At 71.3% G+C, this 13,859-nt stretch carries 13 protein-coding genes and 7 pseudogenes; 13 read left to right on the plus strand and 7 right to left on the minus strand.

Annotated features, from left to right (window positions below):
* The first annotated feature begins 27 nt into the window (after positions 1-27).
* The 6 genes and pseudogenes from era to larB all read left to right on the plus strand — a co-directional run bounded on the left by era (position 28) and on the right by larB (position 4,096).
* Positions 28-1,022 (plus strand): annotated as a pseudogene (era, locus tag AAF143_RS16320) (GTPase Era).
* Positions 1,023-1,088: 66 nt separating this feature from the next.
* Positions 1,089-1,586 carry a phycobiliprotein lyase gene (locus tag AAF143_RS16325; protein ID WP_255009080.1) on the plus strand — a complete coding sequence of 166 codons (498 nt, stop codon included), beginning with the start codon at positions 1,089-1,091 and terminating at the stop codon, positions 1,584-1,586.
* The gene (gene trmD, locus AAF143_RS16330; protein ID WP_255009078.1) at positions 1,583-2,293 is read left to right on the plus strand and encodes a tRNA (guanosine(37)-N1)-methyltransferase TrmD; all 711 of its coding nucleotides are present in this window, start codon (positions 1,583-1,585) and stop codon (positions 2,291-2,293) included. The genes AAF143_RS16325 and trmD overlap by 4 nt, the downstream gene beginning before the upstream one ends.
* A gap of 25 nt (positions 2,294-2,318) precedes the next feature.
* Positions 2,319-2,799: pseudogene (ispF, locus tag AAF143_RS16335) on the plus strand (2-C-methyl-D-erythritol 2,4-cyclodiphosphate synthase).
* A 92-nt stretch (positions 2,800-2,891) separates the two neighbouring features.
* Positions 2,892-3,344, plus strand: a complete 453-nt coding sequence (locus tag AAF143_RS16340; protein WP_255009076.1) for a TIGR03792 family protein — start codon at positions 2,892-2,894, stop codon at positions 3,342-3,344.
* A gap of 71 nt (positions 3,345-3,415) precedes the next feature.
* A complete protein-coding gene (gene larB / locus AAF143_RS16345; protein ID WP_255009075.1) occupies positions 3,416-4,096 on the plus strand; it encodes a nickel pincer cofactor biosynthesis protein LarB in 681 nt (226 codons plus the stop codon).
* Here larB and AAF143_RS16350 read toward each other — a convergent pair.
* The 5 genes and pseudogenes from AAF143_RS16350 to AAF143_RS16370 all read right to left on the minus strand — a co-directional run bounded on the left by AAF143_RS16350 (position 4,069) and on the right by AAF143_RS16370 (position 7,747).
* Positions 4,069-4,212 (minus strand): hypothetical protein, encoded by a 144-nt coding sequence (locus AAF143_RS16350; RefSeq protein ID WP_414027393.1) that lies wholly within the window; start codon positions 4,210-4,212, stop codon positions 4,069-4,071. The genes larB and AAF143_RS16350 overlap by 28 nt on opposite strands.
* Before the next feature lie 82 nt (positions 4,213-4,294).
* A pseudogene (locus AAF143_RS16355) lies at positions 4,295-5,262 on the minus strand (DUF1517 domain-containing protein).
* A gap of 19 nt (positions 5,263-5,281) precedes the next feature.
* Positions 5,282-5,503 (minus strand): sulfur carrier protein ThiS, encoded by a 222-nt coding sequence (thiS, locus tag AAF143_RS16360; RefSeq protein WP_414027394.1) that lies wholly within the window; start codon positions 5,501-5,503, stop codon positions 5,282-5,284.
* Positions 5,500-6,582, minus strand: a pseudogene (locus AAF143_RS16365) (thiamine phosphate synthase). Before AAF143_RS16365 ends, thiS begins: the two are co-directional and overlap by 4 nt.
* A 118-nt stretch (positions 6,583-6,700) precedes the next feature.
* Entirely contained in the window at positions 6,701-7,747 is a 1,047-nt protein-coding gene (locus AAF143_RS16370; RefSeq protein WP_315859623.1) for a bifunctional riboflavin kinase/FAD synthetase, read from the minus strand.
* Between the two features lie 82 nt (positions 7,748-7,829).
* Between AAF143_RS16370 and AAF143_RS16375 the strand changes: the two genes are divergently transcribed.
* Positions 7,830-8,411, plus strand: coding sequence for a DUF3611 family protein (locus AAF143_RS16375; RefSeq protein WP_255009057.1), 582 nt, complete (start codon positions 7,830-7,832; stop codon positions 8,409-8,411).
* Here AAF143_RS16375 and surE read toward each other — a convergent pair.
* Positions 8,396-9,206 (minus strand): annotated as a pseudogene (gene surE, locus AAF143_RS16380) (5'/3'-nucleotidase SurE). The gene AAF143_RS16375 and the pseudogene surE sit on opposite strands and share 16 nt — an antisense overlap.
* Positions 9,207-9,304: 98 nt before the next feature.
* Here surE and pheS point away from each other — a divergent pair.
* The 6 genes and pseudogenes from pheS to AAF143_RS16410 all read left to right on the plus strand — a co-directional run bounded on the left by pheS (position 9,305) and on the right by AAF143_RS16410 (position 12,537).
* Entirely contained in the window at positions 9,305-10,312 is a 1,008-nt protein-coding gene (gene pheS / locus AAF143_RS16385; protein ID WP_255009053.1) for a phenylalanine--tRNA ligase subunit alpha, read from the plus strand.
* Positions 10,313-10,365: 53 nt separating this feature from the next.
* Positions 10,366-11,284: pseudogene (locus AAF143_RS16390) on the plus strand (NAD(+) kinase).
* Positions 11,281-11,625: a hypothetical protein gene (locus AAF143_RS16395; RefSeq protein ID WP_414027395.1), complete on the plus strand. Its 345-nt coding sequence runs from the start codon at positions 11,281-11,283 to the stop codon at positions 11,623-11,625. Before AAF143_RS16390 ends, AAF143_RS16395 begins: the two are co-directional and overlap by 4 nt.
* On the plus strand, positions 11,625-11,990 hold the full coding sequence (locus tag AAF143_RS16400; protein WP_414027396.1) for a winged helix-turn-helix domain-containing protein: 366 nt from the start codon (positions 11,625-11,627) through the stop codon (positions 11,988-11,990). Before AAF143_RS16395 ends, AAF143_RS16400 begins: the two co-directional genes overlap by 1 nt.
* The gene (locus AAF143_RS16405) at positions 11,987-12,208 is read left to right on the plus strand and encodes a hypothetical protein (protein ID WP_414027397.1); all 222 of its coding nucleotides are present in this window, start codon (positions 11,987-11,989) and stop codon (positions 12,206-12,208) included. The genes AAF143_RS16400 and AAF143_RS16405 overlap by 4 nt, the downstream gene beginning before the upstream one ends.
* Positions 12,172-12,537 (plus strand): DUF192 domain-containing protein, encoded by a 366-nt coding sequence (locus AAF143_RS16410; protein ID WP_414027398.1) that lies wholly within the window; start codon positions 12,172-12,174, stop codon positions 12,535-12,537. The genes AAF143_RS16405 and AAF143_RS16410 overlap by 37 nt, the downstream gene beginning before the upstream one ends.
* On the opposite strand, the pseudogene cbiE reads toward AAF143_RS16410, so the two are convergent.
* Positions 12,497-13,809 (minus strand): annotated as a pseudogene (gene cbiE, locus AAF143_RS16415) (precorrin-6y C5,15-methyltransferase (decarboxylating) subunit CbiE). The gene AAF143_RS16410 and the pseudogene cbiE overlap by 41 nt on opposite strands.
* Positions 13,810-13,859 lie beyond the last annotated feature (50 nt).

Here is a 13,859-nt window from a genome sequence, read left to right on the forward strand (position 1 = left end):
GGCCGGTGGGCTGGCAGTGTGAAGGCTATGGAGATCCATGATCCACCGCCCGCTGAGCTCGCGGCGGAAGCCTTCCCCAGCAGCCCAGAGGGCTTCCGCTCCGGCTTCGTGGCCCTGATCGGCCGACCGAACGTGGGCAAATCCACCCTGCTCAACCAGCTGGTGGGCGAGAAGGTGGCGATCACCTCCCCGTGGCTCAGACCACCCGCAACCGCCTCCGGGCCATCCTCACCACCCCCAGCGCCCAGCTGGTGCTGCTGGACACCCCGGGAATCCACAAACCCCACCACCTGCTGGGCGAGCGCCTGGTGCAGAGCGCCCGGGGCGCCATTGGCGAAGTGGATGTGGTGCTGCTGCTGGTGGATGGCAGCGAGCCGGCGGGCCGGGGCGACGGCTTCATCGTCGAGCTGCTGCGCCACAGCCGCGCCCCGGTGCTGGTGGCCCTCAACAAGAGCGACCTGGTCGATCCCGCCCGCGCCGAGGAGCTCGCCGCCAGCTACCGCGCCCTGCTGGGCATTGACCCGGACACGTCCCCCTGGGGCGAGCGGCCTGCGCCCCTGGACTGGCCCCTGCTGGCCTGCAGCGCCACCACCGGCGCCGGCACCGGGGAGCTCGTGGAGGCCCTCGCCGCCCGGCTGCCCCTGGGCCCCCACCTCTACCCCGCCGGCGCGGTCAGCGATCAGCCGGAGCAGTTGCTGCTCTCGGAGCTGATCCGCGAGCAGGTGCTGCACCACACCCGCGAGGAGGTGCCCCACTCGGTGGCGGTGAGCATCGATCGCATCGTCGACGACGGCCCTCGGACCGCCGTGCTGGCCACGGTGCTGGTGGAGCGCTCCAGCCAGAAGGGGATCCTGATCGGCAAGGGCGGCACCATGCTCAAGACCATCGGCAGCGGCGCCCGGCTGCAGATGCAGAAGGTGTTTGACGGGCCGGTCTATCTGGAGCTGTTCGTGAAGGTGGTGCCGAACTGGCGCCGCAATCCCTCCAAGCTGGCGGAACTTGGCTATCGGGGAGACGGTTAAGCGCTCCAGGCCAGCCCGGCCAGCGGCTGAGAGGATGGAACCACCGCACCGCCCCGTCCTTTCCCCTTGACCGACAGCAGCGCTCCGTTTCCGCCCAAGGATCTGGCGGGCTTTCTGGCGTTCTGCGCCGGCGAATGGATGAGCCTGCGCAGCCGCTTCGCCCTGACCAGCGGCGGCGATGACAGCTGGCATGCCAGCGAGCGCGGCGAGCTGCGGGTGGAATGGCAGGCCACTGGCGGCGAAGGCGATCTCGGCGCTCTGACGTTCACCCCCAAGGGCCAGCCGTCGCGCCATCTGCGCTTCGGGGTCGACGGTGGCTTCCAGGCCGGGAGCAGCGCCGACGACAACGCCCCATTGCGCGGCACCTGGGAATTGTGGCCCGACGGCAGCCTTGAGCTGGTGGTGCAGCAGGGCGAACGGGAGCGGCGCGAGCGCATCTGGTTCACCAAGCCCAACCTGCGCCTGCGCAGCACCGTGGAGCGGTTCGCCGATGGCCGCCCGAGCGACGCCAGCTTCAGCTCCGAAATCCGCCGTGTCGCTCGTCCCCCCGCCCAGGAGGCATGAGCGGCCTCAGGCTCGATGTGGTCAGCCTGGCCCCCGAGGCCTTCGCCCCCCTGCGGGGCCTCGGTGTGATCGGCCGGGCCTTTGCCGCCGGCATCGCCGAGCTGCACACCCACAACCCCCGTGATTTCGCGAACGACCGCTACCGCAAGGTGGACGATGAACCCTATGGCGGCGGCGCCGGCATGGTGCTCAAGCCCGAACCCGTGTTCGCGGCGGTGGAGTCGATTCCGCAGCTAGCCCGGCGGCGCATCCTGCTGATGAGCCCCCAGGGCCGGCCCCTGCGGCAGGCCGACCTACAACGCTGGGCCACGGGCCACGACCAGCTGGTGCTGCTCTGTGGCCACTACGAGGGCTTCGATGAGCGCATCCGCTCCCTGGCCGATGAGGAGGTCTCGATCGGGGATTTCGTGCTCACCGGCGGCGAGCTGCCGGCGATGGTGGTGATCAACGGGGTGGTGCGGCTGCTGCCGGGCACCGTGGGCACGGCAGAGTCCCTCGAGTCGGAAAGCCACAGCACCCTGCTCCTGGAGCACCCCCACTACACGCGCCCCGCCAACTTCCGGGGCCAGGAGGTGCCCGAAGTGCTGCGCAGCGGCGACCACGGCGCCATCGCCCGCTGGCGCTTCGAGCAGCAACAGCAACGCACCGCCGAGCGGCGGCCCGATCTCCATGCCCGCTGGCTGGAGCAACAGGGGCTGAAAGACTGAGCTGGAGCGAACCGCGAGCAGCCCCATGCAACTGCGCATCGGCAACGGCTACGACATCCACCGGTTGGTGCCGGGTCGGCCGCTGATCCTGGGGGTGCGGCTGGAGCACCCCGATGGCCTCGGGCTCGATGGCCACAGCGACGCCGATGTGCTGGTGCACGCCCTGATCGATGCCCTGCTGGGGGCCCTCAGCCTGGGGGACATCGGCCTGCACTTCCCCCGACGACCCGCGCTGGAAGGGGGCCGACAGCCTGGTGCTGCTGGAGCAGGTGATGGCCCTGGTGCGGGAGCGCGGCTGGCAGGTGCTGAATCTCGATACGGTGGTCGTGGCGGAGCGCCCCAAGCTCAAGCCCCACATCACGGCCATGCGCAGCGCCATCGCCGCCCGCCTTGGGCTGGAGCCCGAGCAGGTGGGGGTCAAAGCCACCACCAACGAAGGGCTCGGTCCCACGGGCCGCGAAGAGGGCATCGCCTGCCACGCCGTGGCGCTCTTGCACAAACCCTGATCCCCATGGCGAGCGCCCGGCCCCGACCGTCATCGCCATCCCGCCGGGGGCAGTGGCTGTCTATGGTTCTTGGTTGGCTTGTGATCGCTCTCTTGGCGCTTCTTCAACCCCAATCAGCGGCCGCCAGCGGCGCAGCTCCGACGCCGCTGGCCGATCAGGCCGAGGTGGTGGAACTGCTGCGCCTGAGCGTGCCCGCCTCGGCGCGGGCCTGCTGGCTCCAGGCGGAAGCCTCCAGCTGGGGACCCTGGCTGGACCAGCAGCGTGGCTACCGCGGCCGCCAGCTGCTCTGGGATGCGGCGCGGCAGGAGGGGCTGATCCTGATCGGCTGGGCCAGCCGCAGCGACTGGAAATCGATCCCCGCCGCCACACTCGACCAGGTGCAGGAGCGCTTCGAAGCCGCCGCTCGCCGTTGCCTGGCCGCAAACGATCCCGGCACCGGTAAGGCCGCCAGCGGTGAGCGGCCGGTGAACCCCTTCCCGATCGTTGAGACCGCTGAGTTGGTGCCCGAGCGCCCCCCGGAGCCAGCCACCAGCGAGTTGCCATGACGCTCGCCCCAGGGCACGGCCATAAAGGACAGCGCCAAGAAGGACCCAGGGCCCCTGAGGGCCTCGACGGCATGATCGAGGGCCTGGTGCACCTGGATCTGGAGCGCCGTCAGCGGCTGGGCATGGCCGAGGCGATCTGGGGCGCCCACAAGAGCGCCGAACAGATCGCCGCCATCCTCGAGCGCCTGGCCCAGCTGGGTCAGCCGGCCCTGGTGACCCGGGTGGATCCGGCCAAGGCGGCCGCGGTGCTGGAGCTGGCCCCCGCCAGCCGCCACCACCCCCAGAGCCGCTGCCTCACCCAGGGGCCCCTGGAAGAACCGGCGGGGCCTGCTGCCGTCACGATCCTGACCGGCGGCACCAGCGACCTGGTGGTGGCCCAGGAGGCCGCCCTGGCCCTGAGCTGCTCCGGGGTGGCCAGCACGCTGCTGGTGGATGTGGGCGTGGCCGGGTTGCACCGGCTGCTGGGCCGCTTGGAGCAGTTGCGGCACTCCCGGGTGCTGATCGCCTGCGCCGGCATGGAGGGAGCCTTGCCCACGGTGCTGGCGGGGCTGGTGCCCCAGCCGGTGATCGCCGTGCCGGTGTCGGTGGGCTATGGGGTGAGTGAAGGGGGCCACGCGGCCCTGCAGGGGATGCTGGCCAGCTGCGCCCCGGGGCTCCTGGTGGTGAACATCGACAACGGCTATGGGGCCGCCATGGCGGCCCTGCGCATGCTCAGGGGGTCGCCTCAGGGGGCTTCAGAGCAGGCGCTCTGAGGAGACCGATCGGCTGGGGGAAGCTCCAGCAGCGTCTCCACCCAGCGGCGCATCGACAGGGGCAGCAGGCCCAGTTCGTAGCGCTGCAGAGCCTCAACCAGCACCGGTGTGTTCACCCATTCAACCGGCCTTGGTGCCATCCGTGGGGGCTGGAACTGGATCGCAGTGTGCAGCCCGCCGCACCCTTCCGCAAGGGGCTCAGAGGTGCTGGAGCTGGGGGTAGGCGGTGAGCAGTTCCTCGGTGCTGAGCACCTCACCGGCGCCCTCCGGCTGCCAGATCACTTCCAGTGCCAGCAATTCGGCAGAGGGCACCGAACCGAGCACCCGCAGGGCCTCGCGCAGCTCATCGGCCGTGGTCACCGCCTTGAGCGGAATGCGCCCGCGGCTGGCCACCAGCAGCGTGATGGCGATGAAATCACTGGTGGCATCGGCATTGCCGACGGCCGTGGTGGGTGAGTTCTGCCGCTGGCCGGCCACGTTAGAGGTGACCTCGCTGCGCAGCTTGCTGCGCTCGGTCATCGAGAGGCGGTTGAAGGTGGACTCGGCCGCGGCGAAGGCCACCTGGCCCAGTTCGCCATTGGCGTAGACCCAGAGATCGGGCTGGCGCAGCATGGCCAGGGTGGTGTCCTGAAGCACCCTCTGGAGACCAGTGTTGGAGCTGGTGTCGGAGCTGCCCGCGAGGCGGCGCAGATCCTCCTGAAGCTCCCGGGCCGAGGCCAGCAGGCCTACCTGCAGCTGGGCGATCGCCACCGGACCATCGCGGCGCGGGGCTTCGATCGCACCGCCCTCGCCTCCCATCAGGGCGCCGGAGCCACCGCGCAGGGCGTTGGCGATCACACCCACGATCGCCATCAGGATCAGAAATCCGAACAGGCCGCCACCGCCGAAGCCGAAGATCGGGATCAGGAAGGGAAAGCCGATGCCACCCCCATACCCCCGCCGTAACCGCCGCCGTAGCCACCGCGGTAACCACCGCCGCCACCGCCGTAGCTGCGGGGCATCGAGGGGGCCGAGCGGAAGCTGCCGCCGCCGATGCGGCCACCGCTGGCCGCCTGGGAGGGCGCCGGTGCCGCCAACAGCAGGCCGACCAGAAACACCGGCACGAGGAGGGTGCCGCAGAGTCGACGGAGGATCAGGAAACGCCGTGAAGGGGACAACGCTGTCACCTGATAGATGCTTATGACTCTAGAAACCCCCTCCCACGATGGTGACCACCTCGAGCCCATCGGCTTCCCGTACCAGCTGATCCGGCCAGTGGGCGCGCGGGAGGATCGCTCCGTTGAACTCGACCACCACCAGGCGCGGCTCGTAGCCGAAGTGGCGCAGGGCCGCCTCCAGATCCAGGCCCGCGGGGCAGGAACGCTGTTCACCATTGAGCAGCACCGCGATCATCTCCGCTGCGCTCATGCCAGGGCCGCCAGCAGGTCTCGGCTGGCCTGGCCGGGGTCAGCGGCCCCGGTGATCGCCCGCACCACCGCCACCCGCTGGCCCCCGCCGCCCGCACCGCCGCCAGGGTGGCGAGCTCGATGCCACCGATGGCGAAGAAGGGAATCGGCGATTCGCTCGCCGCCTGGCGCACGTAGGCGAGCCCGATGGGCGCCCGGCCCGGCTTGGTGGGGGTGGCGTTCACGGGCCCCACCCCCACGTAGTCGCAGCCGTCGGCCACCGCCTGGTGCAGCTGAGCCAGCTCGCCGGTGCTGCGGCCGATCAGGCGCTCCGGCCCGAGCAGGCGGCGGGCCACGGCGGGGGAGGTCCCCCTGGCCCAGATGCACCCCATCGGCGTCGAGCGCCAGGGCCAGATCAAGGCGGTCATTGACGATGAACAGGGCCCCGTGGCGGGCGCAGAGCTGGCGCAGGGCGCGCGCCTCCCGCCAACGCTCGCCATCGGCCGCGTCCTTGCTGCGGTACTGCACCAGGCGCACCCCCGCCTCCAAGGCGGCGGCCACGGCGGCCTCCAGCTGGGGCGAGGGGCTGGTGATCAGGTAGAGCCGGCACTGGGCCAGTTGGGCGCGGCGTTCATGGCCGCCCTGGCGGGCCCTGAGCACGGCCAGCTCCAGGTCGTAGAGGGCATAGCGCCCGGCGGCGGCCTGGCGGGCCAGCTCCGGAGCCTCGCTGCGGGCGAATTCCTCCAGCACCCGCAGGGCCTCCTGCACCCGGGCACAGTTGGCCGCCACCACCTGGGAAGGGGTCCGCCGCGACTCCTGGGCGGGATGGCCCAGGCCGGCGGCCGGGTCGGAGGCGGTGTGGCGCGCCTGCTTGAAGCGGTCCTCGTGCAGCAACCCAAGCCGCTGGCGCAGGTCCTTGGTGCGGGCCACCAGATCATCGCGGTCCAGGCCGAAGCGGCACCAGTCTTCGATCACCCGCAGGCCCTCGCGGGCCCGGTCCAAATTGGCATCCAGCAGCCGGGCGATTGCCTCTCGGCCCGCCTCCGCTGGCCGATCGACCGGCTGGCCGGTGTTGGGGGGATCCTGGGGCGAAGACTCCATCGACTTGGTGTTGGAGATGGCGAAGCGGGCGAAAGGGGCTGCCTAGGGTGGCGGGAGTGTGAGCGGTCCAGCAGCCATGGCGCAGGGAGAAGCGGAAAACCCGATGCTGGTGCTGATTTCAGGGATTCTGCTGCTGGGGGGCATCGGTGCCTTCATCGTCTGGGGCCTCACCAACGCCTACCCCGCCGCCTGAGCCCAGGCCAGCCATGGCCGCTGGGGCGCCACGGGCGCCGGTGAGCTCACGGGCCTGCTGGGCGTCACGGGCGATCTGGGCACTGAGCTCCTCCAGGTCGGAAAAGCGCTGCTGACGGCGCAGCAACGCCACCGGTTCAACCACCAGCTCACGGCCCTCCAGCTCCAGCTGCCGGTCCAGCAGGTGCACCTCCACCGCCGAGGGGGCCATGGGGTCCACCGTGGGCTGGGGACCGAGGTTCATCACCGCCGCCAGCGGCGGCCCGCCATCAAGCTGCGCGAAGGCGGCATAGACCCCTTCCAGGGGCAGAAACTTGCGGCCGTCCACCTGCAGGTTGGCCGTGGGCCAACCGATCTCCCGACCCAGGCCGCGGCCCCGCACCACCCGGCCACTGAAGCGGTAGGGCCGCTCCAGCAGCCGCGCGGCCTCCTCCAGATCACCCATGGCCAGGGCCTTGCGGATGCGGCTGCTGCTGAAACGTTCACCGTTGTCCTGGAGCATCGGCAGCACCTGCACGTCAATCCCATGGCGGGCACCGAGGGCCACCAGCTCAGCGGTATCGCCGCAGCGGCCGACACCGAAGCGGAAGTTCTCCCCCACGGCCACCACCCGGGCCTGCAGCTGGCCCACCAGCACCTGCTCCACGAAGGCGGCCGGACTCAGGGCCGCCAGGGCGCGATCAAACGGCACCAGCACCAGCTGCTCGATGCCCAGCGGTTCCAACAGGCTGAGCTTCTCCACCGGCAGGTCCAGCCGCAGGCGGGTGTCGCCAAAGAGCACTTCCCGGGGGTGGGGCCAAAAGCTCAACACCGTTGGCACGGGAGCTGGCCCAGGAGCGGTGCCAAGCGCGGCCGGCCGCCAACCCGTGACCGCCTCGATCACCCGCCGGTGGCCCCGGTGCAGTCCGTCGAAGCTGCCGAGGGCCACCGCCGTGGGCCGACGGGCCTCCTGGGGCGATCGCAGCGGAATCAAATCAGGGGAGTGTGCCTCGCCCGATCGATCCTCCCATGGCAAGTTTGAGGCGCACACTCCCTTCCGCCCCCGCCCCTTCCCCATGGCCGATCGCCTCGATCTGCTTCAGATCTCCGCCGCCCTGCGGCGCGTGGGCTGGGTGCGCTTCTGGTTTCAGCTGGCCCTGGGGATCGTGGTGGTGGGGGTGCTGATCTTCAACAACATCGGCGGCCAGATGGCGGCCAATTCCTCCCGGGCCCTGGGGCTGGGCCCGGGCCTCTCGCTCACCACGCTCTCGTTCTTCGTGCTGCTCTGGAGCCTCTGGCAGGGCTGGCTGGTGGTGCTCTGCGGCCGCGCCCTGGCCAGCCCCGCCCACCCCTCGAAAGGCGAAACGGCGCGGTTGGTCAAGCGCGGGCTGCTGGCGGATCTGGTCGGCCTCACCCTGGCGGCGGTGGGCTACCAGGCCCTGGCCGGCAGCCTGTTCGTGCAGGCCTCCCAGCAGGTGCCGGGCTTCTTCGGCGCCCAGATGCAGGGGGTGCCTGGCGCCGGCGGCCGCGTGGTGGGGCTGCCGATCACCTCGATCGAAATGCTCGCGGTGCTCAGCAACACCCAGGTGCTGTTCGCCCACCTGCTCGGGCTGATCATCAGCCTGTGGCTGCTGCAGCGGATCTACCGACCGCGCTGAAGATCGACCCGGAGCAGTCCGCCCAGGGCCTCCAGGCCTCCTCTCCAGAACAGTTCCGGCTGCAGGGGCGTGAGGGCGGCACCACCGGCATGGACCTGGGCCACATCCGTGGGCCAGTCCTGGGGCCGGCGCCGGCCGACTCCAGATCATTCACCACCTCCCCCGCCAGCCAGTAATAGGTGCGGCCCCGCGGGTCACTGCGGCGGTCGAACTGGTCGACGTAACGGCGCACCCCCGGCCGGCACCAGCGCAGCGGCGCGATCGAGCCGTCGGGCAGGGCGGGAACGTTGAGGTTGAGCAGCAAACCCTCGGGCCAGCCCGCCGCCAACACCTGCTCGGCCACGTCGAGGGCCAGGCGTGCGGCGGGCTCGAACTGGCGCCACTGGAAACAGGCGCTGCTCACCGCCAGGGCGGGCAGCCCGTCGAGGGTGCCCTCCATGGCCGCCGAGACCGTGCCGGAATAAAACACGTCGGTGCCCAGGTTGGGGCCGTGGTTGATGCCCGAGAGCACCAGCTCCGGGGGTTCCTCCAGCAGGCTGGAGAGGGCGAGCTTGACGCAGTCGGAGGAGTGCCGCTGCAGGCCCAGGCCCGCACCCCAGCGGCGAACAGCTCATCGGCCCGCTCCGCCCGCAAGGGCGTCTGCAGGGTGAGCCCATGGCCGGTGGCGGAGCGTTCCTGGTCGGGGCAGACCACCGTGACCTGATGCCCCCGGGACGCCGCCTCGGCCGCCAGGACACGGAGGCCATCGGCGAAGACCCCGTCGTCGTTGCTGATCAGGATCCGCAGGGGGCCCATGGGCGCGTCCGTGAGAAGCGCAAACTAGGTCGCCCCTTGGGCGCGTCCGGGTGCGCCAGACGTCGCTACCTACAGTTAATGGCCCCCGTTGCCACGCCGTGAGCGCCCCATTGAGCCTGCAGGCGCTCACCGACCAGTTGGAGCAGCTTGAAGCCCAGGCCAGCGCTGAGATCGCCGCCGCGGACAGTCCGGCCGCGCTTGAAGCCCTACGGGTGTCCCTGCTGGGCAAGAAAGGCCGCCTCTCCGGGGTGCTTGGCGCCATGGGGCGGCTGCCCGCCGACGAGCGCCCGCTGGTGGGCCAACGGGCCAACGTGCTCAAGGAACTGGTGCAGGCGCAGCTGGGGGAGCGCCTGGCGGGGATGAAGGCAACGGCCCTGGCCGAGAAGCTGGAGCGCGAGCGGCTGGATGTGACCGCCCCGAGCACCTACACCCCGGTGGGCCACCGCCACCCCCTGATCACCACCACCGAGGAGATCGTCGACATCTTTTGCGGCCTGGGCTACCGGGTGGAGGAGGGCCCGGAGATCGAAACCGACCACTACAACTTCACCGCCCTCAACATCCCGCCCCACCACCCGGCGCGGGACATGCAGGACACCTTTTACCTCTCGGAGCACGAACTGCTGCGCACCCACACCTCGCCGGTGCAGATCCGCCACCTGGAGAAGAACCCACCCCCGGTGCGGATCGTGGCGCCCGGGCGCGTCTACCGCCGTGATGCGGTCGATGCCACCCATTCGCCGGTGTTCCACCAGGTGGAGCTGCTGGCAATCGACGAGGGGCTGGATTTCAGCCACCTGCGCGGCACGGTGACCGCCTTCCTGCAGGCCTTCTTCGGCGACCTGCCGGTGCGCTTCCGGGCCAGCTATTTCCCCTTCACCGAGCCGTCGGCCGAGGTGGATGTGCAGTGGCGGGGCCGCTGGCTGGAGGTGATGGGCTGCGGCATGGTCGATCCGGCGGTGCTCGAAGGCCTGGGGCTCGATCCGGAGCGCTGGAGCGGCTTCGCCGCCGGCCTGGGGGTGGAGCGGTTCGCCATGGTGCGCCACGGCATCGACGACATCCGCCGGTTGTTCAGCAGCGACCTGCGCTTCCTCGAACAGTTCTGAAGGTCTCCTGCCCAGGTGATTCCATAAACTCAGCTCACCCACGCTCCCGATCGGTGCCCTGCGTCGGACTGATCGTGAACGACGGCAAGGATCTGGCCGTCAACACCGCCGATGCGATCGAGCGCCGGCTGGTGGGGGCCGGCTATGGGGTGCTGCGGGCCAGCAGCTCCGGCGGCATGGTGGGCTTCGCCAACCCCGACCAGCACCTGCGCAACCTGGGCTACAGCGCCTGCGTGCCCAGCGATTTCCACGCCGAGATGGCCCTGGCGGTGGTGCTGGGGGGACGGCACCGTGCTCTCGGCCGCCCGCCAGACCGCCCCGATCGGCCTGCCGATCCTGACCATCAACACGGGCCACCTGGGCTTTCTGGCGGAGGCCTACCTCAACGAACTCGACACGGTGCTCGAGCAGCTGATCGCCGGCCGCTGGACGGTTGAGGAGCGCAGCATGCTGGTGGTGAGCGTGATGCGGGGCGAGCAGCGTCGCTGGGAAGTGCTCTGCCTCAACGAGATGGCCCTGCACCGCGAGCCGCTCACGAGCATGTGCCACTTCGAGATCGCCATCGGCCGCCACGCTCCGGTGGACATCGCCGCCGACGGGGTGATCCTCTCCACCCCCACCGGCTCCACCGCCTACGCCCTCAGCGCCGGCGGACCGGTGATCACCCCCGACTGCCCCGTGCTGCAGCTCACACCGATCGCCCCCCACTCCCTGGCCTCCCGCGCCCTGGTGTTCAGCGATCGGGAGCCGGTGACGGTGTTTCCGGCCACTCCCGAGCGGCTGATGATGGTGGTGGACGGCAGCGCCGGTTGCTACGTCTGGCCGGAGGATCGCGTGCTGATCCGCCGCAGCGACCATTCCGCCCGTTTCATCCGCCTGCAGGACCATGAGTTCTTCCAGGTGCTGCGCAACAAGCTGGGCTGGGGGCTGCCCCACGTGGCCAAACCGGGCGCCCACCAGCAGGCCCCATGACCCGGGTGCTCCTGCTGGGACGCACCTCCCATCCCCTGGCCTCGCGCCTGAGCGCCTCGGGCTATGAGCCCCTCTGCCTGAGCCTGGAGGACCTGGCCCTGCCCCAGCAACGCGCCCTGCTGGTGGATCCGCCCCCGGCCGTGGTGGTGCTGGCGGCGGAGACCCAGTCGGCCATCGCCCTGCTGCGCCAGGACCTGCCCGGGGTGCCGCTGCTGCTGGACATCGGCAGCGACGGCGTCGACGCCCGCTCCAGCTGCCTCAGCGCCGGGGCCGATGATTTCTGGCTCTCGGGTTCCCCCCCAGCGATCTGCTGCTGCGGCTGCGGCTGCATGCTCGGGTGATGGACCGCAGCAGCGGCCGCTCACCGCTGCTGCAGCTGGCGGACCTGAGCCTCGACCCCGGCAACCGCACGGTGCGGCGCGGGCAGCGCCTGGTGGCCCTCACCGCCCGGGAGTACGGCCTGCTGGTGCACCTGCTGGAGCACTCCGGTCAGATTCTGAGCCGCGAGCAGATCCTGGCGGCGGCGTGGAAGGGGCAACAGGGAGTGGCCAGCAATGTGGTGGAGGTCTACGTGCGTTACCTGCGCCAGAAGCTCGAAGAAGGAGGCGAGCGGCGTTTGCTGCACACGTTGCGGGGGCGCGGGTACAGCCTCAGTGACGGGCTCCCCGACCAGGGGATCCCCCACCAGGAGCCCCCCGAAGCATGAGCCTCAGCCTCGTCCTCGCGGCCCTGATCGCCGCCACCCCCTCGGCCCCGAAAGCCGCCCAGTCCAAAGCGGTTGAACCGCTGGGCCCGCCCCAGTACCTGCCCATCGAGGCCGAATGGTGCCTGCCGCCGCTCGCCAGCGCCACGGGCGTCCTGGCGCCCCCCGCTGCCTTCAGCTCGAGGTGCCCCGTGCCCCCCGTCAGTACGCCTGGGGGCTGATGCAGCGGCCACCCCTGGCGCCCCTGCGCGGCATGTGGTTCCGCTTCCAGCCCGCCCAGCCCGTGAGCTTCTGGATGCACCGCACCCCCGAGCCGCTCGACATGCTGTTCGTGGCTGGGGAGCGGGTGGTGGCGATCGAAGCGGCGGCGACCCCCTGCCCGCGGCTGCCCTGCCGGAGCTACGGCCCGGAGCAGAAGGTGGACGGGGTTGTGGAACTGGCGGCAGGCCAGGCGGCCGCCCTGGGGCTGACCCCCGGCAGCCCGGCGCCGATCCGCTGGCTGACCGGCCTCAAGCCGGCGCCCTTGCACCAGCGGATCGGCGCCCCCTGAGCACCAGCACCGGGTTGAGGGGCGCCAGGCGGGTGCCCTCGGCCAACGGGGCCCCGCGCCAGGCCTGAAGCTGGCCCACCGCCACCGCCAGGCCGGAGCGCTCCAGCAGCGGCCGCAGTTCCGCGAGCGCTTCGAGGGTGGCCAGGGGCAACACCACCAGCCCGCCGGGCCGCAGGCGCTCCAGGACGGCCGCAAGAATCGCGGCGCGATCGCGGCCGCCGCCGCCGATCAGCACCCGGTCGGGATCAGGCAGCTGGGCCAGGGCCTCGGGGGCAGCACCCTCCAGGATCCCCGCGGGAGTCACCCCAAAGCGTCGGGCGTTGGCGGCGATCAAGGCCGCCGAGCCGCCCCGGCGCTCCAGGGCCCAGAGCTTCAACTCCGGCCGCAGCCTCAGGGCCTCCAGGCCAACACTGCCCACACCGGCGCCCAGATCCCAGAGCACCCCGGTGGCGGGCAGCTCCAGATCCGCCAGCAGCTGGATGCGCACCTCCCGTTTGGTCATCAGTCCGGGCCGGTCGCCCTGCTGCAGCCAGAGGCCATCGTCGAGGCCGAACAGGGGCAGGGAAGCCGGATCGGGATCGGCGGGCGGCTCGGCAATCAGCAGCACCAGATGCAGGGGGTCGAGATCCACCGGCAGGGGCTGCCCAGGCGCCAGCCGCTGCACGCGTTCGGCCGGGTGGCCCAGGCGTTCGCACAGCCAGAAGCCGTAGGACGCCTCCAGGCCTGAGGCGACAAGGATCCGGCGCACCGCACCGGCGCCGCCGCGGCCGGGATCGGTGAGCACCGCCAGGGCGGGCGGGCGCTGCTGCAGCCGCTGGGCCAGGGGTTCGGGGTCGCGGCCGTGGAGGCTGATCCAGCTGGCGTCCTGCCAGGGGCGGCCCAGGCGGGCAAAAGCCAGCTGCAGGGAGCTGGGGGCGGGATGAAAGCGCAGGGCGCCGGCGCCCAGGTGCTGCACCAGCAGCCGGCCGATGCCGAACCAGAGCGGATCGCCGCTGGCCAGCACCACGGCGGGCATACCAGCCGCCAGGGCCGCCCCCAGGGGGCCATCAGTTCATCGGGCCGGTCGCTGGCGAGCAGCCGGGGCAGGGGGCGATCCAGCCGACCCGCTGCTGTTTCCCGCTGCCACCAGGCCTGGGCTCCCGCCAGCAGCCGCTCCGGCGCCACCACCAGATCCGCCTGGCGCAACAGCGCCAGGGCCGGGGCCGCCAGCGCGTCCACGCCGCCGGCATCGGTGCCGAGCACGTCGATGCGCTCTCCTGGCGGGTCATTGATCCGGCTGCCTGGCTGCCGCTGGGATTCCACCGCCGCTTGCTCCCACCGAT

The sequence above is a fragment of the Cyanobium sp. ATX-6F1 genome (genome assembly GCF_047395825.1).
Lineage (GTDB): Bacteria > Cyanobacteriota > Cyanobacteriia > PCC-6307 > Cyanobiaceae > ATX-6F1.

Bases quoted from the DNA above. Each gene is read 5' to 3' on its own strand.
- trmD (WP_255009078.1), top strand. From the start codon at position 1,583: ATGAGCGGCCTCAGGCTCGATGTGGTCAGCCTGGCCCCCGAGGCCTTC.
- larB (WP_255009075.1), top strand. From the start codon at position 3,416: ATGATCGAGGGCCTGGTGCACCTGGATCTGGAGCGCCGTCAGCGGCTG.
- thiS (WP_414027394.1), bottom strand. From the start codon at position 5,503: ATGAGCGCAGCGGAGATGATCGCGGTGCTGCTCAATGGTGAACAGCGT.
- AAF143_RS16375 (WP_255009057.1), top strand. From the start codon at position 7,830: ATGGCCGATCGCCTCGATCTGCTTCAGATCTCCGCCGCCCTGCGGCGC.
- AAF143_RS16395 (WP_414027395.1), top strand. From the start codon at position 11,281: ATGACCCGGGTGCTCCTGCTGGGACGCACCTCCCATCCCCTGGCCTCG.
- AAF143_RS16400 (WP_414027396.1), top strand. From the start codon at position 11,625: ATGGACCGCAGCAGCGGCCGCTCACCGCTGCTGCAGCTGGCGGACCTG.
- AAF143_RS16405 (WP_414027397.1), top strand. From the start codon at position 11,987: ATGAGCCTCAGCCTCGTCCTCGCGGCCCTGATCGCCGCCACCCCCTCG.